Annotated in this window: 22 protein-coding genes and 2 tRNA genes; 19 read left to right on the top strand and 5 right to left on the bottom strand. The window is 72.1% G+C overall.

The features are described 5' to 3' along the window. The first annotated feature begins 14 nt into the window (after nucleotides 1–14). Complete coding sequence (locus ACIA8N_RS03865; protein WP_365786035.1) at nucleotides 15–1109, top strand: hypothetical protein; 1095 nt, start codon at nucleotides 15–17, stop codon at nucleotides 1107–1109. Here the strand turns inward: ACIA8N_RS03865 and ACIA8N_RS03860 are convergent. Then, nucleotides 1094–2230 carry a M48 family metallopeptidase gene (locus ACIA8N_RS03860; RefSeq protein WP_365786033.1) on the bottom strand — a complete coding sequence of 379 codons (1137 nt, stop codon included), beginning with the start codon at nucleotides 2228–2230 and terminating at the stop codon, nucleotides 1094–1096. The two genes, ACIA8N_RS03865 and ACIA8N_RS03860, sit on opposite strands and share 16 nt — an antisense overlap. A gap of 247 nt (nucleotides 2231–2477) precedes the next feature. Here ACIA8N_RS03860 and ACIA8N_RS03855 point away from each other — a divergent pair, with 247 nt between their 5' ends. The 6 genes from ACIA8N_RS03855 to ACIA8N_RS03830 all read left to right on the top strand — a co-directional run bounded on the left by ACIA8N_RS03855 (nucleotide 2478) and on the right by ACIA8N_RS03830 (nucleotide 6462). Then, nucleotides 2478–2639: a hypothetical protein gene (locus tag ACIA8N_RS03855; RefSeq protein WP_030550482.1), complete on the top strand. Its 162-nt coding sequence runs from the start codon at nucleotides 2478–2480 to the stop codon at nucleotides 2637–2639. A 51-nt stretch (nucleotides 2640–2690) separates the two neighbouring features. Continuing rightward, on the top strand, nucleotides 2691–3311 hold the full coding sequence (gene nadD, locus ACIA8N_RS03850) for a nicotinate-nucleotide adenylyltransferase (protein ID WP_030217516.1): 621 nt from the start codon (nucleotides 2691–2693) through the stop codon (nucleotides 3309–3311). 19 nt (nucleotides 3312–3330) lie between these two features. Then, nucleotides 3331–5094 (top strand): LytR C-terminal domain-containing protein, encoded by a 1764-nt coding sequence (locus ACIA8N_RS03845; RefSeq protein WP_365786030.1) that lies wholly within the window; start codon nucleotides 3331–3333, stop codon nucleotides 5092–5094. Between the two features lie 83 nt (nucleotides 5095–5177). After that, nucleotides 5178–5645 carry a ribosome silencing factor gene (gene rsfS, locus ACIA8N_RS03840; RefSeq protein WP_037630646.1) on the top strand — a complete coding sequence of 156 codons (468 nt, stop codon included), beginning with the start codon at nucleotides 5178–5180 and terminating at the stop codon, nucleotides 5643–5645. Continuing rightward, nucleotides 5642–6295 carry a histidine phosphatase family protein gene (locus tag ACIA8N_RS03835; protein ID WP_030550477.1) on the top strand — a complete coding sequence of 218 codons (654 nt, stop codon included), beginning with the start codon at nucleotides 5642–5644 and terminating at the stop codon, nucleotides 6293–6295. Before rsfS ends, ACIA8N_RS03835 begins: the two co-directional genes overlap by 4 nt. Before the next feature lie 94 nt (nucleotides 6296–6389). Further along, nucleotides 6390–6462 (top strand) — tRNA-Ala (locus ACIA8N_RS03830). A gap of 3 nt (nucleotides 6463–6465) precedes the next feature. On the opposite strand, the gene ACIA8N_RS03825 is transcribed toward ACIA8N_RS03830, so the two are convergent. Further along, nucleotides 6466–7416, bottom strand: a complete 951-nt coding sequence (locus tag ACIA8N_RS03825; protein WP_365786028.1) for a helix-turn-helix transcriptional regulator — start codon at nucleotides 7414–7416, stop codon at nucleotides 6466–6468. Between the two features lie 101 nt (nucleotides 7417–7517). Here ACIA8N_RS03825 and ACIA8N_RS03820 point away from each other — a divergent pair, with 101 nt between their 5' ends. Continuing rightward, nucleotides 7518–8951: an MFS transporter gene (locus ACIA8N_RS03820; RefSeq protein ID WP_365786026.1), complete on the top strand. Its 1434-nt coding sequence runs from the start codon at nucleotides 7518–7520 to the stop codon at nucleotides 8949–8951. 137 nt (nucleotides 8952–9088) lie between these two features. Continuing rightward, on the top strand, nucleotides 9089–9322 hold the full coding sequence (locus ACIA8N_RS03815) for a hypothetical protein (RefSeq protein ID WP_015033559.1): 234 nt from the start codon (nucleotides 9089–9091) through the stop codon (nucleotides 9320–9322). Here the strand turns inward: ACIA8N_RS03815 and ACIA8N_RS03810 are convergent. Then, on the bottom strand, nucleotides 9301–10527 hold the full coding sequence (locus ACIA8N_RS03810) for a glycosyltransferase 87 family protein (protein ID WP_365786024.1): 1227 nt from the start codon (nucleotides 10525–10527) through the stop codon (nucleotides 9301–9303). The genes ACIA8N_RS03815 and ACIA8N_RS03810 overlap by 22 nt on opposite strands. Before the next feature lie 124 nt (nucleotides 10528–10651). Between ACIA8N_RS03810 and ACIA8N_RS03805 the strand changes: the two genes are divergently transcribed. The 9 genes from ACIA8N_RS03805 to ACIA8N_RS03765 all read left to right on the top strand — a co-directional run bounded on the left by ACIA8N_RS03805 (nucleotide 10652) and on the right by ACIA8N_RS03765 (nucleotide 22507). Then, nucleotides 10652–10724 (top strand) — tRNA-Ala (locus tag ACIA8N_RS03805). Nucleotides 10725–10983: 259 nt separating this feature from the next. Then, nucleotides 10984–13860: a leucine--tRNA ligase gene (gene leuS, locus ACIA8N_RS03800; RefSeq protein WP_365785427.1), complete on the top strand. Its 2877-nt coding sequence runs from the start codon at nucleotides 10984–10986 to the stop codon at nucleotides 13858–13860. Between the two features lie 153 nt (nucleotides 13861–14013). Next, on the top strand, nucleotides 14014–14739 hold the full coding sequence (locus ACIA8N_RS03795; protein ID WP_365785429.1) for a hypothetical protein: 726 nt from the start codon (nucleotides 14014–14016) through the stop codon (nucleotides 14737–14739). 49 nt (nucleotides 14740–14788) lie between these two features. Continuing rightward, nucleotides 14789–15634 carry a DegV family protein gene (locus ACIA8N_RS03790; protein WP_365785431.1) on the top strand — a complete coding sequence of 282 codons (846 nt, stop codon included), beginning with the start codon at nucleotides 14789–14791 and terminating at the stop codon, nucleotides 15632–15634. A gap of 108 nt (nucleotides 15635–15742) precedes the next feature. Then, on the top strand, nucleotides 15743–16780 hold the full coding sequence (locus tag ACIA8N_RS03785; protein WP_365785433.1) for a ComEA family DNA-binding protein: 1038 nt from the start codon (nucleotides 15743–15745) through the stop codon (nucleotides 16778–16780). A 110-nt stretch (nucleotides 16781–16890) separates the two neighbouring features. Next, complete coding sequence (locus tag ACIA8N_RS03780; RefSeq protein ID WP_365785435.1) at nucleotides 16891–19413, top strand: ComEC/Rec2 family competence protein; 2523 nt, start codon at nucleotides 16891–16893, stop codon at nucleotides 19411–19413. A gap of 56 nt (nucleotides 19414–19469) precedes the next feature. Continuing rightward, complete coding sequence (locus ACIA8N_RS03775; protein WP_365785437.1) at nucleotides 19470–20126, top strand: helix-turn-helix domain-containing protein; 657 nt, start codon at nucleotides 19470–19472, stop codon at nucleotides 20124–20126. Between the two features lie 5 nt (nucleotides 20127–20131). Continuing rightward, nucleotides 20132–21394, top strand: a complete 1263-nt coding sequence (locus ACIA8N_RS03770; protein ID WP_399415591.1) for an MFS transporter — start codon at nucleotides 20132–20134, stop codon at nucleotides 21392–21394. A gap of 219 nt (nucleotides 21395–21613) precedes the next feature. Next, the gene (locus tag ACIA8N_RS03765; RefSeq protein WP_365785441.1) at nucleotides 21614–22507 is read left to right on the top strand and encodes a YceI family protein; all 894 of its coding nucleotides are present in this window, start codon (nucleotides 21614–21616) and stop codon (nucleotides 22505–22507) included. 8 nt (nucleotides 22508–22515) lie between these two features. On the opposite strand, the gene ACIA8N_RS03760 is transcribed toward ACIA8N_RS03765, so the two are convergent. Continuing rightward, nucleotides 22516–22776: a hypothetical protein gene (locus ACIA8N_RS03760; protein ID WP_399415589.1), complete on the bottom strand. Its 261-nt coding sequence runs from the start codon at nucleotides 22774–22776 to the stop codon at nucleotides 22516–22518. Nucleotides 22777–22809: 33 nt separating this feature from the next. Here ACIA8N_RS03760 and holA point away from each other — a divergent pair, with 33 nt between their 5' ends. Beyond that, nucleotides 22810–23802 carry a DNA polymerase III subunit delta gene (holA, locus tag ACIA8N_RS03755; protein ID WP_365785445.1) on the top strand — a complete coding sequence of 331 codons (993 nt, stop codon included), beginning with the start codon at nucleotides 22810–22812 and terminating at the stop codon, nucleotides 23800–23802. Between the two features lie 694 nt (nucleotides 23803–24496). Here holA and rpsT read toward each other — a convergent pair. Then, the gene (rpsT, locus tag ACIA8N_RS03750; RefSeq protein ID WP_030217470.1) at nucleotides 24497–24763 is read right to left on the bottom strand and encodes a 30S ribosomal protein S20; all 267 of its coding nucleotides are present in this window, start codon (nucleotides 24761–24763) and stop codon (nucleotides 24497–24499) included. Between the last annotated feature and the right edge of the window lie 48 nt (nucleotides 24764–24811).

Raw genomic sequence — 24811 nt, 5'->3', positions numbered from 1 at the left:
CCTACCCTGAAGGTATGGCAGGGCGTGGCGACCCGCCTGAGGGGACGCCCGAGGGGTTCCCCGGCGGTGGTGAGGACGAGTACCGATCCGTCGTCTTCGACGAGGCGTTCATCCGTGCTGCCCGTCTCCAGGAGTTCTCGGCCCAGGAACGGCTGGGTGAGCACTCCGCGGCCGTCCGCAGCCGCTCGTACTCCGGCTCCGGGGAGGGCCGCAGCGGCTCCCGACAGGCCGTCCTGCTCGTCCTGCTGATCCTCCTCGCCTTCGGCACCGCCATCTATCTGGGCGTCCGCAACCCGTACCAGCCCCCCGTCGACCAGCGGGCCGAGCCGCTCAGGACCACCGTGGTCCCGCTCGCCCCCCAGGGCCCCGTCGCGGGCGGCGTGCCCGCCCGGCTCCTCGACCACAGCCCGGCCGCCGAGCACCGCACGGGGGCCGCCGGCATCAACCTGCCCGTCGTCGGACGCACCACCCACTTCGCGGAGAGCCAGGTCGTCACCGCCCTCAGCATCGCCAAGGACTACCTGGTGGCCTCGTCCCTCGAACCCGACGTGCTGTCCGGGGCGACCGTGAGGCCCGCGCGCCTGCTGATCGATCCGGACCAGCTGCAGCAGTTCGACCGGAGCGTCGAGACACCGGCCGACGACGGCCGCCACGCCCTCGCCGGCTGGCTCGTCCGCTTCGACCCCCGGCACGTGGCCCTCGCGGACCCCGCCGTCCGCGTGCAGGGCACCCTCCGCTTCGAGGAGACCAGCCCCGACACGCTGGACGTCACCGCCGACCACACGTACACCTATGCCGTACGCCCGGCCGTCCAGGGCGCGGGACCGGTCGCCGGGGCGTCCCTCTTCACCGTCCACCGCGAGGTGCACTTCCGCTTCGACCGGGAGGACCTGCGCATGCACCGCGCCGAGCTGGTGACCAGCACTGCCGAGGCCGGCCCCCAGGCGTGCGGCGCGGACACCACCGGCTCCCTGAAGCCCCTCCTCGCCGGAGCACGGGTCCCCGAGGCGGGCGGCGGCCCGGCGGTCACCGACCCGTATGCCACGGGCCGCCCCGCCGCGCCCTCGCTGTGCGGGGCGCTGGCCCCGAGCGCTCAGCCCTCGCTCTGACCGTCCCCGGAGGCGCTCCGCGGACCGCCTTCGCCGCCCTTGTCGTCCGCGGACGGCGTCCCGCCGTCGGCCGGCTTCGCCGGGCCCTGACCACCGCCGAACCGGCTGCGCAGCCGGCCGCCCAGGTCGCCCGCCAGGTCACCGGCGCCCCCGGCTATGTCCCCGACGAGCTTCATCAGCGGATCCTTGCTGGTCCGCACCGTGTCGGCGTAGTGCCCCGCCGACTCGCGGAAGGAGTCGGTGACCGAGGTGTCCTTGTCCTCCGAGCGCTTCGGGTAGTGACCGTCCATGATCCGCTGGAAGTCGCGGCTCTCCGACCACTTCCGCAGCTCCGCGGCCCGGACGGTGGTGAAGGGGTGCGTGCGCGGCAGCACGTTGAGGATCTTCAGGACCGAGTCCCGCAGGTCCCCGGCCTTCTCGTACTCGTCGGCCTGCGCGAGGAACGCGTCCACGTTCATCTCGTGGAGGTGGTTGCCGCCGGCGATCTTCATCAGACCGCGCATCGATGCCTGCGGGTCCTGCCCGACGAGGAGCCCGGCCCGGTCGGCGGAGAGCTCCGACTTCCGGAACCACTCGCGCAGCGCCGTGACGATGGCCATGATCGCCACGTTCCCCAGCGGAATCCAGGCGATCTTGAGCGCCAGGCCGGTGAGGAAGAGCAGTACCGTGCGGTACACGGAGTGCCCGGAGAGGGCGTGTCCCACCTCGTGGCCGACGACCGCCCGCATCTCCTCCTCGTCGAGGAGCTCCACCAGACCGGTGGTGACGACGATGATCGGCTCGTCCAGACCGATGCACATGGCGTTGGGCTTCGGGTCCTGCGTCACGTACATCGGCGGGACCTTCTCCAGGTCCAGGATGTAACAGGCGTCCCGCAGCATGTCGTTGAGATGGCTGAACTGCGCGTCGCTCACCCGGACGGAGTCCGAGAGGAAGAGAAGTCGCAGGCTGCGCTCGGGCAGCAGTCCGCTGAGCGCCTTGAAGACCGTGTCGAAGCCGCTGAGCTTGCGCAGCGCCACCAGCGCCGAGCGGTCGGCCGGATGCTCGTAGGCCCGCGAGGAGATGCCGGGGAACCGCTTCCGCTGCCTGCTCGGCACGTTCCCCTGGTCGTTCTCGGTCATGGATGCCCCCTGTTCTTACGAGTCGGTGCTCGTCCCCCTGACGCACCCCAGCCTAGGCGTTGGCGCCATCGAGTGCCGGGGCCTGTGGATAACCCCGGCACCGCGGACGACGACAGCGTCGGCGCGGCGCGGACGGCGGCACGTGGCGGGACGCCAACGCCTGAGTCGGCGTGAGTGCGTCGGGACGGCCCGCATACGATGTGCGCGAAGTCTCCGCTCCCATCCCCGATCGATAGGTCTGTCGAAGATGAGCCTCCACAGCACCGCCGCCAACCTGGTCTCTCTCGCCGAGGGCGCCGAGCACGGCGGCAACCACGAAAGCCTCAGCCCCTACCTCACCGGCTTCGGCGCCTTCGGTGCCCTGATGCTGCTGCTGTGGATCACGACCCGCTTCAACCGCGACCGCTGAACCGGCGACCCTGATCAGGCGTCCGCTGCCGTGCCAGTAGGCTCTGCACGCATGGGAGAGCAGGAAATGCCTACTGGCGGGCGCGGGAAGCGCCGACTCGGGGTGATGGGCGGAACCTTCGACCCGATCCACCACGGACACCTGGTGGCGGCCAGTGAGGTCGCCGCCCTGTTCCACCTGGACGAGGTGGTGTTCGTGCCGACCGGGCAGCCGTGGCAGAAGAGCGACAGGGCCGTGTCGGCCCCCGAGGACCGCTATCTGATGACGGTCATCGCGACGGCGTCCAACCCGCAGTTCTCGGTCAGCCGGATCGACATCGACCGCGGCGGTGCGACCTACACCATCGACACCCTGCGGGACCTGCACGCCCTCAACACCGACTCGGACCTCTTCTTCATCACCGGGGCCGACGCCCTCTCGCAGATCCTCACCTGGCGCGACGCCGAGGAGCTGTTCTCGCTCGCCCACTTCATCGGCGTCACCCGGCCGGGCCACGACCTCACCGACGACGGACTGCCCAAGGGCGGGGTGTCGCTGGTCGAGGTCCCCGCGCTCGCCATCTCCTCCACCGACTGCCGGGCCAGGGTCGCGCAGGGCGATCCCGTCTGGTATCTGGTCCCAGACGGCGTGGTGCGCTACATCGACAAGCGCCAGTTGTACCGCGGCGCGTGAGCTTCGGGGAGGGGCACCGGTGAACGATCAGCAGCATCCGTACGACCCGTACTATCCGCAGCCGCAGATCATCGGCTACGACGAGTACGGGCAGCCGGTGTACCAGCAGCAGGCGCCGCAGCAGGCGCCCGGGCAGCACTACGACCCCTACGGCCAGTCGCAGCAGTCGCAGCAGGGGTACGGGTATGACCCGTACGCTCAGCAGCAGCAGCAGCAGCAGCAGCAGCAGTCGCAGCCTCAGCAACAGCCCCAGCAGCCTCAGCAGCAGTCGTACGACCCGTACGACCCCTACGGGCAGCAGGGCTACGCCTACCCCTCCTACGACACGGGGCAGCAGTGGGCCGCCCAGGCCGAGCCCGCCCCCGCACCCCCGCAGGCCGCGCCGGTCGCCCCGTCGGCTCCGGCCGCGCCCGTCGCCGCCCCGGCCGGCGTTCCCGGGCAGCGCCCCGCGTCCGAGCGGACCGCTCCGGCCCGGCCGTCCGCCGACGGCGACGGCGACGGCCGTGGTCATGGCGAGGGGCGGGAGTACCGCACCGAGCAGTTCTCGTTCATCGAGGAGCCGGACGAGGACTCCGAGGACGTCATCGACTGGCTGAAGTTCACCGAGAGCCGTTCGGAACGGCGCGAGGAGGCCAGGCGGCGCGGCCGCAACCGGATCGTCGCACTCGTCGTCGTGCTCGTCCTCGCGGTCGTGGGAGGCGTCGGCTACCTCTGGTCCGCGGGTCTGCTCCCCGGCTCGTCCGAGGAGAAGCCGCAGGGGAACACCGCGACCGGCCCGCAGAAGCGCGACACGATCGTCATCCATCTGCACGACCTCAAGAGCGGCGGCACCTCCACCGCCCTGCTCGTGAACAACACCAGCACCCGCCAGGGCACCACGGTCCTGCTCCCCAACTCCGTCCTCGTCGCCGCCGGAGACGGCTCCGTGACGACCCTCGCCAAATCGGTCGAGGACGACGGGGCCGGCGGGACCCGGGAGGCCATCGACAATCTCCTCGGCACCCGGATCACCGGCACCTGGCGCCTGGACACCCCGTACCTGGAGAACCTCGTCGAGACCGTCAGCGGTATCGAGACGGACACCGACACGGACGTGCCCGACACCAAGAAGGGCGCCGAGCCGCTCGTCAGGAAGGGCGAGAAGCAGGGGCTGAACGGCCGCGCCGCCGTCGCCTACGCCACCTACCGGGCACCCGGCGAGGCCGAGGCCAAGCAGCTCCAGCGCTTCGGGCAGGTCCTGCTGGGCGTCCTGCGGAAGATCTCCTCCGACCCGGAGGCCGCCACGGTCACCATCGAGACCCTCCAGCAGATCCTCGACCCCTCGCTCCCCGAGAAGGACCTGGCCGCCTCCCTGGCCAGGCTCGCCGAGCACGCCAAGATCGGCGACCACAAGACGGCCCTGCTCCCGGTCGCGCAGGACGGCACGCTGACCGAGGACGCCGGCGGCAGTGTGGTGAAGGACATCCTCGGCGGAAAGGTCACCGCTCCCGAGGCGGGCGACGTTCCCCGCGTCTCGGTGCGGGACGGTTCCGGGAAGAAGGCGACAGAGGCGGCCAAGGTCGTCCTGATCAACGGCGGCTACGCCTTCGTGGGCGGCTCGGAGACGGCCACCCAGGAGAAGTCGCAGGTCGTCTACGGTGACGACGCCCAGAAGGCGACGGCTGCCGAGGTCGCCAAGACACTGGGTCTGCCGGCCCGCTCGGTCGTCAAGGGCAAGACCTCGGCATCGGCCGCGGTCACCGTGGTCCTGGGCCGGGACTACGAGGTCCGGGGGGCTCCGTAAAGGCGCTCCGTAAAACGTTGGCAGGGCCGTCGGCGGTCCGTGAGACCCTGGAGGGGTACTGGACCGCCGACGAAAGCCTGCATGTGACCGCCACGGATCGCTCCATCGAACTCGTCAACGCCGCCGCTCAGGCGGCCGCCGACCGGCTCGCGCACGACATCATCGCGTACGACGTCAGTGATGTGCTGTCGATCACCGACGCCTTCCTGCTCGCCTCCGCGCCCAACGACCGCCAGGTCAAGTCGATCGTCGACGAGATCGAAGAGCGCCTGAACAAGGACCTCGGCGCCAAGCCCGTCCGCCGTGAGGGCGACCGGGACGCCCGCTGGATCCTCCTGGACTACGTCGACATCGTCGTCCACGTCCAGCACAGCGAGGAGCGGGTCTTCTACGCCCTGGAGCGGCTGTGGAAGGACTGCCCCGAGCTGCCGCTTCCCGAGGACGCGCGCAACACCCGCGGCAAGGCCGCCGAGCACGCCGAACTGACCGGTGTCGACCTCAACGACCACGCCGCCGGCCTCCCCGACGAAGCGGACGGTGAGCTGCGCTGAGCACCACCAAGGGCGGCAGAGGCCGCCGTATCGTCCTGTGGCGCCACGGCCAGACCTCCTGGAACCTGGAGCGCCGCTTCCAGGGCTCGACTGACATCGAGCTGACGGAGACCGGTGTCGCCCAGGCGCGCCGGGCCGCACGGCTGCTCGCCTCGCTGAGGCCGGACGCCATCGTCGCCTCCGACCTGAAGCGGGCGGCGGCCACCGCCGCCGAGCTGGCCGCGCTCACCGGACACGCCGTCGCCCACGACTCCGCGCTGCGTGAGACGTACGCGGGGGAGTGGCAGGGGCTGACCCACGACGAGATCGTCGCGCGGTACGGCGAGCAGTACGCCGCCTGGAAGCGCGGCGAGCCCGTGCGCCGGGGCGGCGGCGAGCTGGAGACCGAGGTGGCCGACCGGGCCGCCCCGGTGGTCCTGGAGCACGCCGACAAGCTTCCCGAGGACGGCACGCTCGTCGTCGTGAGTCACGGCGGCACGATCCGCACCACCATCGGCCGGCTCCTGGACCTGGAGTCCCAGCACTGGGAGAGCCTCGGTGGCCTCTCGAACTGCTGCTGGTCGGTCCTCGGTGAGGGCGCCCGTGGCTGGCGGCTGATGGAGCACAACGCGGGCACGCTGCCCGAGCCGGTCCTCGGCGACGACGACTGAGCCCCGTGGTCGGCCTGCCGGGCCGGATTTCGCTTTCCGGCAGGTCACAGGCTAAAGTTCTTCTTGTTCGCAGCGCAGAGCGCGAAGAACACGAGGGGCTATAGCTCAGTTGGTAGAGCGCCTGCATGGCATGCAGGAGGTCAGGAGTTCAATTCTCCTTAGCTCCACAGTCACCGAATCCCGTCCCCAGCAGGGGGCGGGATTCGTCGTTCCGTCACCTCGCGCAGGGACGCGAGCCCCTGGCGGCTCTCCTCGTCGTTCGGCGTGTACGTCACGATCCGGCACTCCGGCATCCCGTTGACGGAGAGGGAGACCGAGGTCAACCGCACCTCGCCCACCCGCTCGTGGCGGAAGGCCTTCACCCGCGTCCCCGGTGGGACCACGTCGCCACTGCGCCACAGCCGGCCGAACTCCGCGCTGGCCTCCGCGAGGCGCCGCACGAACTCCTCCCAGGCGGGCTCGCCCACATGGCGCCCGTACGCGCCCCTCAACTGGGCCACCATCAGCGGCAGCTCCCGTTTCCGGTCGACCAGCGGGCACGTGGCTCCGGGCACGGTGAAGAGCGCCCACAGCACGTTGCGTATGCCGAACGGGCCGGTGTCCATAGCCTGTCCGCCCCGGCTGCCATGGCTGTCCCGTCTCTCCCGGCTCTCCTGTTCGTCCTGGAAGAAGAGGCGCTCGTACATGGCGTTGGTCGCGAGCACGTCGTACCGCGCGTTGTAGAGCACCGCCGGGTGAGGGTCCAGGGCGTCGAGGATGCCCTGGAGCTCAGGACTGACCACCGCGATGTCCGCGGCCGACCGCTCCGGGGCGTACGGCACCTCGGCCAGGTGGTAGAGGTGCTCGCGCTCGGGCCGGTCGAGGCGCAGCGTGCGGGCGACCGCGTCGAGGACCTGCGCGGAGGCGTTGATCGGACGGCCCTGCTCCAGCCAGGTGTACCAGGTGACGCCGACCCCGGACAGCTGGGCGACCTCCTCGCGGCGCAGCCCGGGCGTACGGCGGCGGAGACCCGGCGGCATCCCCACGTCCTCCGGGGTCACCCTGGCCCGTCGGCTGCGCAGGAACGCGGCCAGTTCCGGCCGCCGGCGCCGCTGTGTCGGTACTGCTGCCACGATCGTCACACCCCCATGGTCGAGTCCCCGTGCCGCCGCTGCCAGGTGGTGTCAGTACCAGCATCAGCGGGCTCTCGTTACCCGTATCCGATCGCGGTCACGCTCGACGCATGACCTCGACCGCATCACGTCCCGTACTCAGTAAAGACGGTGGCACCGACAACCGCCCCGGACCACTGCTCGGCGTGGTGCTCGCCGCCCAGTTCATGGCGCTCCTCGACGTCTTCATCGTCAACGTCGCCGCCCCCACGCTCCGCGAGGAACTCTCCGCCTCCGGGGCCGAACTCCAGCTCGTCGTCGCCGGATACACCATCGCCTACGCGGTGCTGCTGATCACCGGAGCCCGGCTCGGCGACCTGCTCGGGCACCGGCGGGTCTACCTCGGCGGCCTCGCCGTCTTCACCGCGGCCTCCCTCGCCTGCGGACTGGCCACCGGGCCCAGCCAGTTGATCGCCTTCCGGCTCGCGCAGGGCGCGGGCGCGGCCCTGATGATCCCGCAGGTGCTCAGCCTCATCCAGCGGAACTTCACCGGCGAAGGCCGGGTCCGGGCGCTGAGCGCCTACTCCGCGGTCCTGGCCACGGGCGCCGCCGCGGGGCAGGTCGTCGGCGGGGTCCTGGTGAGCGCCGACCTCTTCGGCACCGGCTGGCGGCCCGTCTTCCTCGTCAACGTCCCGATCGGCGTCGGCCTGCTCGTGCTCGGCGCCCGGGTCCTGCCCCGCGACAACCCGACAGGACCCACGCGCGCGCGTGCCCTCGATCTGCCGGGCCTCCTCCTGCTCGGCGCCGCCGTGTCCCTGCTGACCGTGCCCCTGGTCCTCGGCCAGGAGCAGGACTGGCCGTTGTGGTCCTGGTTCTCGTTCGGCGGCTCCCTGGTGCTCCTCGTCCTCCTCGGGGCGTACGAGTCGCGGCTCGCCCGGCGCGGTGGTGCGCCGCTGATCGCCCCGCGCGTCCTGCGCCTGCCCGGCATGGGGCGGGCGGTCCTCTTGATCACCGTGGCCATGGGCGTCAACGCCGGCTTCCTGTTCACCCTCACCCTGCACCTGCAGGGAGGGCTCGGTCACAGCGCCCTGCGCGCCGGACTCACCTTCGGTCCCGCGGCCGTCGTCTTCGGCGCGGTCGGACTGACCTGGCGGAGCTGGCCCGCCCGGCTGCACCGCACGCTGGTGCCGGGCGGGTTCCTGCTCGCGGCCGCCGCGGCGGTCGCCATCGGCGGGCTGCTCAAGGGCGGCGGTACGGGCGGCTGGGCGCTCTACCCCGCACTGGGCGTGTTCGGAGCGGGTATCGCGCTGGCCTTCAGCCCCACCCTGACCGGCGCCCTGGCCACCGTGCGGGCCGAGGACGCGGCCGACGCCAGCGGGCTGCTGGCCACCGTCACCCAGCTCGGCCAGCTCATCGGGGTGGCCGCCTTCGGCACCCTCTTCCTCGGCGGCACCGCCGGAGACGGAGCGGGGGACTCCGCGGGCGCGCTGTGGGTGACCACCCTCGCCCTCGCCGTCGCCGCGATCGTCGGGGCGGCGGCCGGACCACCACGCCGAGCGCGCTGACGCTCTTGCGGGGCCATGGCAGAATCGGACGGCCGGAGGGGGACGAGGATCCGGACGGGAGGGTGGCCCAAGTGCTCGGCGAAAACGGCGGGGTGTCCTATGGGTGCACGGCCTGCGGCCACAGCTGGAGCTGACTGATGGGTGCACACAGGCGGAAATGCGACTGGTGCGGCAGCGGCACGCCCATCGTGCGCGACATGGACCCCGTCAACCCGGGGTTCCAATACTGGTGCGAGGAGTGCGCGCGGGCGCTGATCATAAAAGGCGACCCCATCGAGACGTACCGCGAGCTGGAGGGGGAGCCGATCTACGGCCGGCTCCTCGACGAGCACTGCACCCTCAAGCGGTTCTACTCCTTCGCCACGGCCTGAGCCTGACGCCGCAGCGTCAGCACGTACCCCACGAGCAACGCCGTCGCCGTCAGGGGATAGACGGCTGACAGCACCATCTGACCCGCGTTCTGGTCCAGTTCGGGCCGGCCCGGGTCGTGCGGGACCCACCACAGCGCGAACGACGCGAAGGCCAGGCCGACCGCCCCCGTCACGGGCCACGCGCGCGTGGCGCGGTCCGCGAGCAGGATCAGCAGCGGGACGCACCAGACCCAGTGGTGGGACCAGGAGATCGGGCTGATCATCAGCGCCGTGAACGCGCAGACGACCACCGCCACCGCCTTGTCGCCGCGCAGCGCGGCCCGGACCGCCAGCACCATCGCCGCGCCGCCCAGGACGGCCGCCGCCACCGCCCACCACATGCCTGGATCGTCGGTGTGCATCAGCCGGGCCAGGACCCCTCGGATGGACTGGTTGGCGGTCTCCTCGGCGAAGCCGACCCGGCCGGTCTCGAACAGGGTCTCCGTCCAGAACCGCTTCGAGTCGGCCGGCAGCACGAGCGCCACGGCCAGCGTCGTCCCCAGGAACACCCCGGTCGCCGTCACGGCCGTGCGCAGCCAGGTGTTCCGGACCCGGTCACGGCGCCACAGCAGCAGACCCGCGACGAGCAGCAGGACCACGAACAGGCCCGGTGTGAGCTTCACCGCGGTCGCCAGGCCGATGCCGAGCCCGGCCCAGCGGCTGTCCCGGCGGCGGGTGAGGTCCCAGAGCACCGCCACCGCTATGAGCAGGTTGATCTGGCCGTACCGCAGGGTCGTCCACACCGGCTCGCACCAGACCAGGACCGCCGCGACCCACAGTGTCGTGCGCCACAGGTCCGTACGGGACAGCGAAGGGCGGACCAGCTGCAGCGACAGCTGCACCAGGGCGACCACGAGGAGCAGGTTCCCCGCCGTGCTCAGCGTCCGCATCAGCGGCACGCTCACCAGGGTCAGGGGAACGAACAGCAGAGCCGCGAAAGGCGGGTACGTCATCCCGAGGTTCGCGGAGGTGGCGCGCATCGCGTACAGATCGCCGCCGGCCCGGACCGTCTCGCCCTCGGCCCGGTAGACCATCACGTCGAGCATGTTCACGTGGGCGAGGCGTTGCGCCACCCAGAAGGCCGCGAACGAGAGCAGACAGACCGCCGCGGCGGTGGCCAGGGGCCACGGCCGGGCGCGGGTTTTGGAGAGCACGGAGACGGACACAGTCGGCGACCCTACCCGGCAGGTCAGGAGGGCTCCGAGAATCGATTTGGAGTTCTGCCGGGGAGCCGGTTAATGTTCTGTCTGTCGCCGCGAGGGAAACCGAAACGGAGACGGAGACAAGCAAGGGGCTATAGCTCAGTTGGTAGAGCGCCTGCATGGCATGCAGGAGGTCAGGAGTTCAATTCTCCTTAGCTCCACAGAAGAGAAGCGGGCCACCCGGATCGGGTGGCCCGCTTCTTCGTTCTCGGAACGCCGGTGCGGCCGCCGCGGGCCCTGCGGTACCCTGGCGCCATGCGTGCCGTACGCCTTCTGCTTACCGAGCCGCGCTGATCAGTCCCGACGGATGACAGACATCCCGTCGGAGTCGGCGCGGCGTCCCCTCCTGTGCGAGGGGATTTTTCATTTCACGGCAGTCCGTGGCAGTGGGCAGAGACGATCGATGGAGCTTCAAGGACCATGACCGAGATCAATACGGCCGCCGAGACGGCGGCCCCGCATCGCTACACGGCGGCCATGGCCGCCGACATCGAGGCACGCTGGCAGGACTTCTGGGACGCCGAGGGCACGTACGAGGCCCCGAACCCCACCGGTGACCTGGCGGGCGACCCCGTGATCGCCGCCCGGCCCAAGAAGTTCATCATGGACATGTTCCCGTACCCCTCGGGTGCGGGTCTGCACGTCGGCCACCCGCTCGGCTACATCGCCACGGACGTCTTCGCCCGCCACGCGCGCATGACCGGCCACAATGTGCTGCACACCCTGGGCTTCGACGCCTTCGGCCTGCCGGCCGAGCAGTACGCCGTGCAGACGGGCACGCACCCGCGCGTGTCCACCGAGGCCAACATGGAGAACATGAAGGTCCAGCTGCGCCGGCTGGGTCTGGGCCACGACAAGCGCCGGTCGTTCGCCACGATCGACCCGGAGTACTACAAGTGGACCCAGTGGATCTTCCTGCAGATCTTCAACTCCTGGTATGACGAAGAGGCCGACAAGGCCCGCCCGATCGCCGAACTGATCGAGCAGTTCGAGAACGGCACCCGTGACGTTCCCGGCACCACGCGCGCGTGGAGCGAGCTGAGCGCCGCCGAGCGCTCCGACGTCCTCGGCGAGTACCGCCTGGCGTACGCCTCCGACGCGCCCGTCAACTGGTGCCCCGGCCTGGGCACGGTCCTGGCCAACGAGGAGGTCACCGCCGACGGACGCTCCGAGCGCGGCAACTTCCCCGTCTTCAAGTCCAAGCTGCGCCAGTGGAACATGCGGATCACCGCCTACGCGGACCGCCTCCTGGACGACCTGGACGCGCTGGACTGGCCCGAGGCCATCAAGCTGCAGCAGCGGAACTGGATCGGCCGCTCCGAGGGTGCCCGCGTCGACTTCCAAGTGGGCGACACCGGCGCCATCACCGTCTTCACCACCCGCCAGGACACCCTGTTCGGCGCGACCTACATGGTCCTGGCGCCCGAGCACGACCTGGTCGAGAAGATCGTCCCGGCCATGTGGCCCGAGGGCACCCACGACGTGTGGACCGGCGGGCACGCCACCCCGTCCGAGGCCGTCGACGCCTACCGCAAGCAGGCCGCCTCTAAGTCCGACGTCGAGCGGCAGGCCGACGCCAAGGAGAAGACCGGTGTCTTCACCGGCGCGTACGCGACCAACCCGGTCAGCGGCGAGCGGGTCCCGGTCTTCATCGCCGACTACGTCCTGATGGGCTACGGCACCGGCGCCATCATGGCCGTCCCGGCGCACGACAGCCGCGACTTCGCCTTCGCGCGCGCCTTCGAGCTGCCGATGCGCTGTGTCGTGGAGCCCAGCGACGACCGCGGCACCGACCCGTCCACGTGGGACGAGGCCTTCGCCTCCTACGAGGCGAAGCTGGTCAACTCCGCGAACGACGAGATCTCCCTGGACGGCCTGGGCGTCGTCGACGCCAAGGCGAAGATCACCGCCTGGCTGGCCGACCGCGGCATCGGCGAGGGCACCGTCAACTTCCGGCTGCGCGACTGGCTGTTCAGCCGCCAGCGGTACTGGGGCGAGCCCTTCCCGATCGTCTACGACGAGGACGGCGTCGCCCACTCGCTGCCCGAGTCGATGCTGCCGCTGGAGCTGCCCGAGGTCGAGGACTACTCGCCGCGCACCTTCGACCCCGACGACGCGGACACCCAGCCGGAGACCCCGCTGTCCCGCAACGAGGACTGGGTCAACGTCACCCTGGACCTCGGCGACGGCACCGGCCCGCGCCGCTACCGCCGCGAGACCAACACCATGCCCAACTGGGCCGGTTCCTGCTGGTACGAGCTGCGCTACCTCGACCCGCACAACTCCGAGAAGCTGGTCGACCCGGCCGTCGAGCAGTACTGGATGGGCCCCCGCGAGGGCATGCCGACCGGTGGCGTCGACCTGTACGTCGGCGGCGCCGAGCATGCGGTGCTGCACCTGCTGTACGCGCGCTTCTGGTCCAAGATGCTGTTCGACCTGGGCCACATCTCCTCGGCCGAGCCGTTCCACAAGCTCTACAACCAGGGCATGATCCAGGCCTTCGTGTACCGCGACGCGCGCGGCATCGCCGTGCCCGCGGCCGAGGTCGAGGAGCGGGACGGCGGCTTCTGGTACCAGGGCGAGAAGGTCAGCCGCGTCCTGGGCAAGATGGGCAAGTCCCTGAAGAACGCCGTCACGCCGGACGAGATCTGCTCCGAGTACGGCGCCGACACCCTGCGCCTCTACGAGATGGCGATGGGCCCGCTGGACGTGTCGCGTCCCTGGGACACGCGCGCGGTGATCGGCCAGTACCGGCTGCTGCAGCGGCTGTGGCGCAACATCGTCGACGAGTCGACCGGCGAGGTCACCGTCGTCGACACCGCGCCCGACGAGGACACGCTGCGTGCCCTGCACAAGGCGATCGACGGTGTCGCGCAGGACATGGTCGCGATGCGCTTCAACACCGCCATCGCCAAGATCACCGAGCTGAACAACCACCTGACCAAGTCCGGCGGTGCGCTCTCCCGGCCGGTCGCCGAACAGCTGGTGCTGCTCGTCGCCCCGCTGGCCCCGCACATCGCCGAGGAGCTGTGGCGCAGGCTGGGCCACACCGACTCGGTCGTCCATCAGAGCTTCCCGGTCGCCGACCCGGCGTACGTCGTCGACGAGACCGTCACCTGCGTCGTGCAGATCAAGGGCAAGGTCAAGGCCCGCCTGGAGGTCTCGCCTGCGATCACGGACGCCGACCTCGAGACGCTGGCGCTCGCCGACCCGCACGTGGTCGCCGCGCTGGGTGGCGCCGAGATCCGCAAGGTGATCGTGCGGGCGCCGAAGCTGGTCAACATCGTCGCCGGCTGACGGGGGTTTCCCGAAATAGGGGGCTTCCCCGCATAGGGGGTTTCCCCTACGGGCAGGTTGGGGGTTCCAATGGAACCCCTGGCCTGCCCCTTCCGTTTACGGTGGAAGGAACCACATCCGTGGGGACTCGACGAACGCCGGAGGGGCGCGCACATGGAAGCCGCGATTATCACGATCATGGCGCTGCTCTTCTTGTCGTTCGTGGCGCTCGGGGCCTACGTCACCGTGAAGGCGGCCAAGGCCGCCGCGCGGGGCGTCGACCGCACCCTGGACCAGGCCAGGCGCACGGTCGAGGACACCACCCTGAGGGCCAAGAGCTTCGGCCAGACCGGAGTGGCGGGCGAGCTGACCAGACTGCGGCTCGCGCTGCGCACCTCGATGCGGGCCACCCAGGAGGCGCTGCAGGCCGGTGTCGGTGAGGACGCCTCGCTGAAGGAGTCGCTCGCCCTGTTCCACCGGCTCAGCGCGCACGCGCGTGAACTGGACGAGGACCTCAAGCGTCTTGAGAAGGAGCCGGACCGGGCATGGGTGTCCGGTCAGCTCCCCGAACTCGCCGCGCGGACCGAGCGCATCACGAGCTCGGCCGACGCGCTGCGCAGGGCCGCGAGGGAACGGGCCGTGAAGTTCGCCGAGGACGACCTGTCGACGCTCAGCGCCCAGATCGACGTCGAGGCGGGCGCGCTGCGCCACTGGACCGAGCCGGAGACGACGCAGGGCCCGGTGCCGGATGCCGCTTCCGACAGGGCCACCGGCGCGTCGGGACAGTCCGGTCAGGCAGCTCCGCGGGACGGCGGCGAGCCGTCCGCGATCACCGCGCCCGATCCCCGGCGGACCGCCTATCCCTGGGAGAAGTCGGCGCGCCCCGAGACCACCACCTGACGGGGGGCCGGGCTGCCCTGCGGCGGCCTCGGCGGGTAACCTCCCGCTCATGTCCCGGCATGTCGCGATCGTCACCGATTCCACGGCCTACCTGCCACGCCAGACGAGGGAGCGGCACGCCGTCACCACGGTCCCGCTGACCGTCGTCATCGGCGACCGCGCCCTCGAGGAGGGCACCGTGATCTCGGAGCAGGCCCTCGCGGAGGCCCTGCAGAAGAGGCGGGCCGTCACCACCTCACGGCCGAGCCCCGAGACCTTCGCCGAGGCCTACCGCGTGGCCGCCGCCGCCGGCGCGCGGAGCATCGTGTCGCTCCACCTCTCCGCCGAGGTCTCGGGAACCCATGACGCGGCCGTACTGGCCGCCAAGGACGCCCCCGTGCCGGTACGGGTGGTGGACACCCGCATGGTCGGCATGGCGCTGGGGTTCTGCGTCCTGGCGGCGGCGCAGGTCGCGGAGGCGGGCGGTTCGCTCGACGAGGTGGTGGCGGCGGCCGAGAAGCGCGCGGCGGGCACCTCCGCCTACTTCTACGTCGACACCCTGGACTACCTGCGCCGAGGCGGGCGCATCGGCGCCGCCCAGGCGCTGCTCGGCTCCGCGCTCGCGGTGAAGCCGCTCCTCGAACTCGACGGCGGCCGGATCGAACTGCGGGAGAAGGTGCGGACGGCCTCGAAGGCCATCGCACGGCTGGAGGAGATCGCGGTGGAGCGGGCCGGCTCCGGCGCCGTCGACATCGCCGTCCACCATCTCTCCGCGCCCGAGCGGGCCGCGGTCCTCGCCGACCGGCTCCGGGAACGGCTGCCCGGCATGGGGGAACTCCACGTCAGCGAGGTGGGGGCGGTCATCGGCGCCCACACGGGACCGGGGCTCCTTGCGGTCGTCGTCTCGCCGCGCTGAGGCCGCACGTCCCCCGGGGGAGTGACGGAGTTTTCCACAACGGGGTCCTTGTGTACGGAATGGGAGCGAGGCCCGCACGGCACGGCGGCGATCCCTACCGTCACCCGCATGACTCCTCGTACACGCATCGCATCGACCACCCCCGACGTCCTGGGCGCGCCGGGTGCTCCGTCCAGTGGACCGGGCCGGGCGCCGGGCTCCGACGGGCGGAGCCGCCCCGGGGCGCGTGGCGGGTCTCCCGGACGTGCCAGGAGGCGGGCCCGGGTCAGGAGGACCGCCACGCCTTCCGAGGCCGTCGTACGGCGGCGGGGGGACGCCCTGTTTCCGGCGGCGGGGCCGCCGGTGGGACGGCCCGGGGCGCACGTGGGAGCGGCTCCCGACCCTGATCCGGGGGTTCTGGGTGGTCCGAGGGCTCCTGAGGCGCTGGAGAGGGGATCCCCGCCCGGGATGCGGGAGCGGTGGGCGGCGGTGGTGCGTGAGCGGACGCCGGTGTGGGCGCAGACGCGGTTCGGGCTGGAGCCGAGGGCGCTGGCCGCACTGACGGTGGTCCTGCTCGCGGCGGCGGGTCTCGCGGGCGGGTACTTCTGGACGGGACGGCCGGAACCGGTGCGCGCTCCCGAACTGGTCCGGGCCGCGCCCGCAGCGGTCGCGCCCGCCACACCAGCGGGGCCGGCGGCGGGCTCGGCGGCGCGGCCCGCGGGGGGCGGGGCCAGGGTGATCGTCGACGTCGGCGGCAAGGTGCGCAGGCCGGGGGTGCTGACCCTGCCCGCGGGCTCGCGTGTGGCGGACGCCTTGCGCGCCGCGGGCGGGGCGAAGCCGGAGGCCGATCTGACCGGGCTCAACCGGGCCCGCGTGCTGTTCGACGGTGAGCAGGTTCTCGTCGGCCTGCCGGGGACGCCGGTCGGCGGCTCCGGCTCCGGTGCCGGGATCGGAAGCGGTGGTGGTGGGCCGGCGGTGCCGCTGAGCCTCAACACGGCGACGGTGGAGCAGCTCGACACGCTTCCCGGCGTCGGACCGGTCCTCGCCCGGCACATCGTCGACCACCGCACGGAGCACGGCGGGTTCCGGTCCGTCGGGGAGCTGCGGGAGGTCAACGGCATCGGTGAGCGCAGGTTCGCCGACCTCGAACCGCTGGTCCGGCCGTGAACCGGGGGACGACGGCGGCCGAGGAGAGCGGGACGGAGGAAAGGACGACGCGGGAACGGGAGACGGAGGAGGGCGGGGCTGGGGACACGGGAGTCGGGGCGCCTCCGTGGGTGGAGGGGCCGACCGATCTGCGGCTCGTCCCGCTCGCGGTGGCGGCCTGGGTCGCGGCGGCCTGGGCGGTGGGCGTCAGCGGGTGGTGGACGGTGGTGGTCGTCGGCGTCTGTCTGGCGGGAGCCGCCTTTCTGCTGGCACCGGTCCCGGCCCGGTGGCTCCGCGACACGCAGGCCGTTCGGGGTCCGTCCGGCCGGCGGCTGTGGACGACCGCCTGCGCGGGGGTCCTGCTGTGTGCCGCGGCAGGGGCCACGTCGGCGGGGCTGCATACGGCGGACCTGCGGCGCGGGCCCGTACCGGCGCTGGCCCGGGAGGACGCGCGGGCGCGGCTGGAGGTGACGGTGACCTCAGATCCCCGGCTCACGCGGCCCCGGGTGCGGGGCAGTGCGACGGTCCCGGTCTCCGTGGTCCTGGACGGCGAGGTGACCCGGGTCGAGCGGCCGGACGGCACGGTCCACCGGACCAGGGCGCCGGTTCTGCTCATCGTGCCGCCGGGGGAGGGGCGGGAGGAGTGGCTGCGGCTCCTGCCCTCCACCCGGCTGGGTGTCGGCGCTCGGCTCGCGCCGCCCTTCCGCCCCGGCGATCCCTTCGCGGCGGTGCTCAAGGTCGACGGGGCGGGACCGCCTCGCGTACTCGGACCTCCGAGCACGCTGCAGCGGACGGCGGGGGAGCTCCGGGCCGGGCTGCGGCGGGCGACCGAGGGGCTCGCCCCGGACGCCAGGGCCCTGCTGCCCGGCCTGGTGGTGGGGGACACGTCCAGGGTCGGGCCCGAGCTGCGGGACGCCTTCGAGGCCACCGATCTCACTCATCTTCTGGCCGTCTCCGGCAGCAACCTCTCCATCGTCCTGCTCCTTCTCGTCGGGCGTCCCGGGCGGGCGCACCAGGTCGAGCGCGGTGGGCTCGCACCCCGGCTGGGGATGTCGTTGCGGGTCACGGCGCTGGCCGGGGGAGCGCTGACGCTGGCCTTCGTGGTCGTATGCCGCCCCGATCCGAGCGTGCTGCGTGCCGCGGCCTGCGGGCTCGTCGTGCTCCTCGCGATCGGGACGGGCCGCAGGAGATCGCTGATCCCCGCGCTGGCCGCCGCCGTGCTGGTCCTGGTGCTCTACGACCCTTGGCTCGCGCGGAGTTACGGGTTCCTTCTCTCGGTCCTGGCCACCGGCGCCCTGCTCACGGTCGCCCCGCGGTGGAGCGAGGCCCTGCGGCGACGCCGCGTGCCGGGCAGGCCGGCGGAGGCGCTCGCGGCGGCCTTGGCGGCGCAGGCGGTGTGCGCACCGGTCGTGGTCGTGTTCGCGGCCCGGGTGAGTCTGGTCGCGATCCCGGCGAATCTGTTCGCCGAGCTCGCGGTGGCGCCCGCGACGGTGTTCGGCTTCGCCGCGCTGGCTGTCGCACCCGTGTGGGCGCCGGCCGCGGAGGGTCTGGCGTGGGTGGCGGGGTGGCCGGCCGGGTGGATCGCTCGGGTGGCCCGTACCGGGGCTTCCCTGCCGGGGGCGGAGCTGGCGTGGCCCGGCGGGTGGTGGGGCGGTTTCGCCCTCGCGCTGCTGACGGCCCTCGTGGTGCTCGCGGTGCGCAGGCTGCCGCACCGGGGGCCGGTCGGTGCGCTCGTCGCCCTCCTGCTCCTGCTGGTGGTGGTGCGACCGGTGCCGCTGGCCCGGTGGGTCACCGGATGGCCGCCGCCCGGCTGGGTGTTCGCGATGTGTCAGGTGGGGCAGGGGGACGCGACGGTGCTGGCGGCGGGCGGGGACGCGGCCGTCGTGGTGGACGCTGGTCCCGACCCCGTACCGGTGGATCGCTGTCTGCGTGAACTCGGTGTGCGGCGGGTGCCGTTGTTGGTGTTGACCCACTTCCACGCGGACCATGTGGCCGGTCTTCCCGGGGTGCTGCGGGGGCGGTCTGTGGGGGCGATCCAGGCGACGTGGCTCGAAGAGCCGCCCGCGCAGGTCGCGTTCGTCCGGCGGACGGCCGCAGCGGCGGGTGTGCCGCTGATCCGGGCGGGGCCGGGGGAGCAGCGGCGGGCCGGGACGCTGGAGTGGCGGGTGCTCTGGCCCATGAAGGGTGCGACGGGTGCGGAGAGGGCGGCGGGTGCGGAGAGGGCGGCGGGTGCTGGAGGAGCGGCGGGTTCCGGGGCGCCGGCCGGTCACGGGGAATCGGCCGGAGGGCCGAACGACGCCAGTGTCACCCTGCTCGTCCGGACTGCCGGAGGGCTGACGCTGTTGCTGCTCGGCGATCTGGAACCGCCGGCCCAGCGGGGGTTGCTGCGGGCCCATCCGGAGCTTGCGCCGGTGGACGTCCTGAAGGTGGCGCATCACGGTTCCGCCCATCAGGACCCGGGACTGATACGGACCGTGCGGCCGCGGCTCGCGCTGGTCTCCGCGGGGCGGGACAACCCGTACGGACACCCGTCGCCCCGGACGCTGGAGTCGTTGCGGGCCGGTGGGGCGCGGGTGCTGCGGACCGACGAGGACGGGGCGATCGCGGTGGTGGGGGCGGGGAGAGGGCTGGTGGCCGTACCGCGAGGAGGGTGAGGGCGGGACTGTAGGCGTTGCTTGTAAAGGAGTCTTTCTAAAGATATCTTTACATCATGCCGGAGATCAGCGACCCGCACCCCGGGGACGAGCAGCCCCGCAGTATCCGACTCACCGACCCGCGCGCCCTGCGGGCCTACGCCCATCCCCTCCGGATGACGCTGGTGGGGATGCTGCGCGCCAACGGGCCGTTCACCGCGACCCGGGCCGCCGAGCTGACCGGGGAGTCCGTGGCCAGCTGCTCCTACCACCTGCGGATACTCGCCAAGTACGGGCTCGTGGAGGAGGCGCCGGGCGGTCGCGGCCGGGAGAAGCCCTGGCGGGCGACGGCCCGGTACACCGAATGGCCCGAGTACAGCGAGGACGCGGCGGTCTCGCAGGCGGCCGACGCGCTGGGTGTCGCCATCGCCGAGCGGTACTTCGAGCGGGTCACCCGCGCCATGGAGAACCGGCACCGGCTCCCGAAGGAGTGGCGGGAGGCCGAGCAGTTCGGCGACTCGCTGCTCCACCTCACACCTGAGGAGCTGGCCGTCCTCGGAGAGCGGATCGACGCCCTGCTCCTGCCCTACGAGGCGCGCGCCTCCGACCCGTCCCTCCGGCCGGAGGGCGCCCGGCCCGTCATCGTCCTGCGGATCGCCTACCTGGACCAGGACACCCCCGAAGGCGAAGACGCCCCCGAGACCGAAGACACCCCCGAAACCGAAGAGGAGTGAGCGGCGTGGCCCTCGTGGAACGCATACCGGCGCTGCTGCGCGAGCGGACCTTCCGCCGCTACTGGACCGGGCAGACCATCTCCCTCGCCGGGGACCAGATATCGCTGATGGCGATCCCGCTCGCGGCCGTCCTCGTCCTCGGGGCCGACGCCGCGGCGATGGGCTGGCTCAAGGCCGCAGAACTCCTGCCCGCCCTCCTGCTCAACCTTCCGCTCGGCGCCTGGGCCGACCGGCAGACCAGCCGCAGGCGCGCCATGATCGCGGCCGACCTCGGGCGGGCGGCCCTGGTGCTGACGCTGCCCGTCGCCTACATGCTCGACGCGCTGACGCTCACCCAGCTCTACGTGGTGGCCTTCGGGATCGGCGGGCTCACCGTGCTCTTCGACGTCTGCAACGCGACGCTCTTCGTGGCGCTCGTCCCCACCGAGCGATATGTGCAGGCGAACTCGTTGGTCAACGGCAGCCGTTCGACGGCGTGGCTGGCGGGGCCCGGTATCGGCGGCCTCCTCGTGCAGTTCCTCACCGCGCCCTTCGCCCTGGTCGCGGACGCCCTCACCTATCTGGTGTCGGCCGGGTACCTGGCCCGGATCAAACCGGTCGAAGCGCCACCGGCCCCCGTGGCCAAGGGGCACTTCACCGAGGGGTTGCGCTGGCTGTTCCGGGAGCCCTCGATGCGCGCGCTGTTCGCGGCCTCCGGCACGGTCCAGTTCTTCAACTACATGTTCCACACCCTCTTCGTGCTCTACGTGACCAGCGAACTCGGCATCAGCGCCGGCCTGCTCGGGCTGATACTCGGAGCCGGAGCCGTGGGCGGCCTCCTCGGGGCGGTGGTCAGCGGGGCGGTCGTCCGAAGGATCGGCATCGGGGGCTCGCTCGTCACCGGCTTCCTCGGATTCACGCTGCCGCTGCTTCTGGTGCCCCTGGCGGACGGGCCGCTTCCGCTGGTGGTCCTCGTGATGTTCGTGGCGGAGTTCCTCTCCTGCGTCGGGGTGATGATCGTGGACGTCGCCGCGGGATCGTTCCAGATGGCGCTGATACCGGACGCCGTCCGAGCTCGGGTCATGGGCGCGTTCCGGACGCTCAACCACGGGTTCCGCCCGATCGGCGCGCTCGTCGGCGGTCTGCTCGGCACCGCGATCGGGCTGCGCCCGACGCTGTGGATCGCCACCGCGGGGGCCGTCCTCGCCGTGCTGTGGGTGCTGCCCTCACCGCTGGCGCGCATGCGTGAACTGCCGGCCCGGGAAGGGGAATCGGCACCCGTCGGCTAGGACTCCGGCAGCGGCCGGCTCCGCCTGCGCATTCCCCGAGGCGCGCCTCGGCATCGCCGTCGTACCCGGTGATGTCGCCCGCTGGACGCGGGGTGGGAAATCCGATTCGGGCCCTCGGTCGCACTTGCTGCCGGTTGCCCGGTTTGCCTCGAACGTACCGGCGATGATCGAATGCGACTTCGTTACACAGTGAACGAGTCGCACGGGGGTGCGTGAAGAATGTTCGATCGTCTCTTCGGGAAGCGCGCGGGGGGCGCCGCGCGAGGCGGCCCGCTCGCCGGTGTCGCCGTCCCCGCCTCGGCGGGGGTCCTGAGCTGCAGGGTGCTCGACCCCGTGCACGAACCCCTCCGGCAGGCCGAGTTCGTCGTCAGTGACGCCGCCGGCCGCAAGGTGCTCGGCGGCGAGACCGACCCGTACGGTACGGCGCTGGTGACCGTGCCGGCGGGGGAGTACCGGCTCGCCGTGACCGCCGAGGGCTACACGCCGCACCACGGCAGCGCCGTCGTCACCGAGGGCGTCCACACGGGTCTGGGCGACGTACTGCTCCAGGTCGCCCCGCAGCCCCAGCTCCCCGAACCCGGCGACTGGGAGATCGACCCCTCGCATTCGCAGATCGGCTTCACGGCACGCCACATCGGCCTCGCCCGGATCCACGGCCGCTTCAACAGCTTCGCCGGCGCGGTGCGGATCGGTGACCGGATGGAGCACTCGGCGATGCACGTCGTCATCGACGCGGCCTCCATCGACACCGGGGTGCAGATGCGCGACGACCACCTGCGCTCCGGGGACTTCCTCGACGTCGGCGCCTACCCCACGCTGGAGTTCTTCAGCGAACGCTTCACGCACAAGGGCGGCACCCGGTGGGCCGTCACCGGGGCGCTCACCCTGCACGGAGTGAGCCGTACGGTCACCCTCGACACCCAGTACCTCGGCCTCGGGAGCGGTCTCGAAGGCGAGGCACGGTGCGCCTGCCGGGCCACCACCGAGCTGCACCGGGAGGACTTCACCCTCACCTGGCAGACGCTCCTCGCGCGCGGCATCGCGGCCGTCGGGTCCAGCATCAGCATCGACCTCGACATCCAGATCGTGCCCAAGGCGGCGGGCCGGGGCTGACGGAGGCGTTACGGGGCTTCCAGCCAGCCCTCGTACTCGGCTGCCAGGTCGTCGAGCGCCGCCGGGTCCAGACGGCCCGCCGGATCCTCGACGACGACCAGCCACTGGGCGTCCTCGGCGTCGTCCTCGCCGGCCAGGGCGTCCCGTACGAGCTGCGGTTCCTCGGCCAGGCCGAAACGGTCCGGGAGCTCGCCCGCGACCTCCTCGGCGGCGTCGCGGTCGGGGAGTACCAGTACGTGTCGTTCACTCACCCCGCCATTCTCGGGCATCGCTGTCAGTGGCCCGTGGGATGCTGGATCGCGATGGCCACCAGAAAGACTTCCCCCGACGACCTCCTCGGCCCCGTGACGCTCGCCGTGGGCCAGGAGGACCTGCTCCTCGACCGCGTCGTCCAGGAGGTGGTGCGCGCCGCCCGCGCCGCCGACGCCGACACGGACGTGCGCGACCTCGCGCCCGAGCAGCTCCAGCCCGGCTCACTGATGGAGCTCACCAGCCCCTCGCTCTTCGCCGAGCGCAAGGTGCTCGTCGTGCGGAACGCCCACGATCTCTCCGCCGACACGATCAAGGACGTCAAGGCCTACCTCGACGACCCGATCGAGGACATCTCGCTGGTTCTGCTGCACGCCGGCGGCGCCAAGGGCAAGGCACTGCTCGACGCGGCGCGCAAGGCCGGGGCGCGGGAGGTGGCCTGCCCGAAGACGACGAAGCCGGCGGAGCGGCTGTCGTTCGTGCGGGCGGAGTTCCGGACGCTCGGGCGGTCGGCCACGCCGGAGGCCTGCCAGGCGCTCGTGGACTCGATCGGCAGCGACCTGCGGGAGCTCGCGTCCGCGGCGGCGCAGCTCACGTCCGACGTGGACGGGACGATCGACGAGGCCGTCGTCGGGCGGTACTACACCGGCCGCGCCGAGGCCTCCTCCTTCAACATCGCGGACCGCGCGGTCGAGGGGCGCACGGCGGAGGCCCTCGAGGCCCTGCGCTGGTCGCTCTCGACCGGGGTCGCGCCGGTGCTGGTCACCAGTGCGCTCGCCCAGGGCGTGCGGGCGATCGGCAAGCTGTCCTCGGCCAGAGGCGGCCGGCCCGCCGACCTGGCGCGGGAGCTGGGCATGCCGCCCTGGAAGATCGACCGGGTGCGGCAGCAGATGCGGGGCTGGACGCCGGACGGGGTGTCGGTGGCGCTGCGGGCGATCGCCGAGGCGGACGCGGGGGTGAAGGGCGGCGGGGACGACCCGGAGTACGCCCTGGAGAAGGCGGTGGTCGCGGTGGCGCGGGCGGCGAGGATGCGGCGCGGGGTCTGAGGGGCGTCTTCCCCCACCCCGCCCCTTCCCGAGACCCTGCCGGGGGCTGGTGGGGGTGAGGCTTCTTCCTGGGGCTGCGCCCCAGGACCCCGTGCCGTCTGGCGGCGGCTTCGCGCCGTGTCCCGTGCCGTCTGGCGGCGGCTTCGCGCCGTGTCCCGTCCGGGTTGGCGGCGGCTTCGCGCCGTGTCCCGTCCGGGCTGGCGGCGGCTTCGCGCCGTGTCCCGTCCGGGCTGGCGGCGGCTTCGCGCCGCCCACGGCGGTCGGCGCTCCGGGCTTGGCTCTGCCCGGAGGCTTCGCCCCGGGCCCGCGTGCTTCAGCGGCGGCTTCGCGCCGCCGGGTCGACCTGGTGCTCTGGCCTCGGCCGGGAGGCTTGCCTGGGGGCTTCACCCCGGGGCCCGTGCCGTCTGGTGGCGGCTTTGCGTCGCCGAGCCTCTTTCCCGGTGCTTTCCCGGTGCTTTCCCGGGGCCCGAGCCCTCCGGCGGCCGCTTCGCGGTGCCGGGGCGGAGCCAGGCCTTCGGTGCCGGGACGCGGCGAAGGCCCCGTCGCTCCTGGGGAAGGAGAGGCGGGGCCTTCGTCGTACAAGCTGGGTGGGCTCGCACCCGCGTGGCGAACGCGTCCGCGTGCGAGTCCTGGTGGCCGGGCGGGAGCGGGAGAGAGGGCCCGCTGGGTCCCGTACGGCCGGTCACATCAGAGCTCAGCCCTGGAGAGCGGCAGCCTTGGTGGCCAGCGCCGACTTCTTGTTGGCGGCGGCGTTCTTGTGGATGACACCCTTCGAGACAGCCTTGTCGAGCGCGCGGGAGGCGGCGCGAGTGGCCACGACGGCCTTCTCGACGTCACCCGCGGCGACGGCCTCGCGGGCCTTGCGGATCGCGGTCTTGAGCGAGGACTTGACGGCCTTGTTGCGCAGGCGCGCCTTCTCGTTCGTCTTGTTCCGCTTGATCTGGGACTTGATGTTCGCCACGAAAAGAGCCTTTACAGGTTCGATGTTCCTTCTGGAGTGTGACCCGCG

The organism is Streptomyces sp. NPDC051822, from assembly GCF_044452745.1.
GTDB lineage: Bacteria > Actinomycetota > Actinomycetes > Streptomycetales > Streptomycetaceae > Streptomyces.
The sequence above is the reverse complement of the archived record's forward strand: the minus strand, read 5'-3'. Positions and strand labels throughout refer to the sequence as shown.

Coding starts and splice junctions, on each gene's coding strand:
- ACIA8N_RS03790 (WP_365785431.1), top strand. CDS start 14,789: ATGTCCCGGCATGTCGCGATCGTCACCGATTCCACGGCCTACCTGCCA.
- ACIA8N_RS03860 (WP_365786033.1), bottom strand. CDS start 2,230: ATGACCGAGAACGACCAGGGGAACGTGCCGAGCAGGCAGCGGAAGCGG.
- leuS (WP_365785427.1), top strand. CDS start 10,984: ATGACCGAGATCAATACGGCCGCCGAGACGGCGGCCCCGCATCGCTAC.
- ACIA8N_RS03765 (WP_365785441.1), top strand. CDS start 21,614: ATGTTCGATCGTCTCTTCGGGAAGCGCGCGGGGGGCGCCGCGCGAGGC.
- ACIA8N_RS03865 (WP_365786035.1), top strand. CDS start 15: ATGGCAGGGCGTGGCGACCCGCCTGAGGGGACGCCCGAGGGGTTCCCC.
- ACIA8N_RS03820 (WP_365786026.1), top strand. CDS start 7,518: ATGACCTCGACCGCATCACGTCCCGTACTCAGTAAAGACGGTGGCACC.
- nadD (WP_030217516.1), top strand. CDS start 2,691: ATGGGAGAGCAGGAAATGCCTACTGGCGGGCGCGGGAAGCGCCGACTC.
- ACIA8N_RS03760 (WP_399415589.1), bottom strand. CDS start 22,776: ATGCCCGAGAATGGCGGGGTGAGTGAACGACACGTACTGGTACTCCCC.
- ACIA8N_RS03815 (WP_015033559.1), top strand. CDS start 9,089: ATGGGTGCACACAGGCGGAAATGCGACTGGTGCGGCAGCGGCACGCCC.
- ACIA8N_RS03855 (WP_030550482.1), top strand. CDS start 2,478: ATGAGCCTCCACAGCACCGCCGCCAACCTGGTCTCTCTCGCCGAGGGC.
- ACIA8N_RS03775 (WP_365785437.1), top strand. CDS start 19,470: ATGCCGGAGATCAGCGACCCGCACCCCGGGGACGAGCAGCCCCGCAGT.
- holA (WP_365785445.1), top strand. CDS start 22,810: ATGGCCACCAGAAAGACTTCCCCCGACGACCTCCTCGGCCCCGTGACG.
- ACIA8N_RS03785 (WP_365785433.1), top strand. CDS start 15,743: ATGACTCCTCGTACACGCATCGCATCGACCACCCCCGACGTCCTGGGC.
- ACIA8N_RS03795 (WP_365785429.1), top strand. CDS start 14,014: ATGGAAGCCGCGATTATCACGATCATGGCGCTGCTCTTCTTGTCGTTC.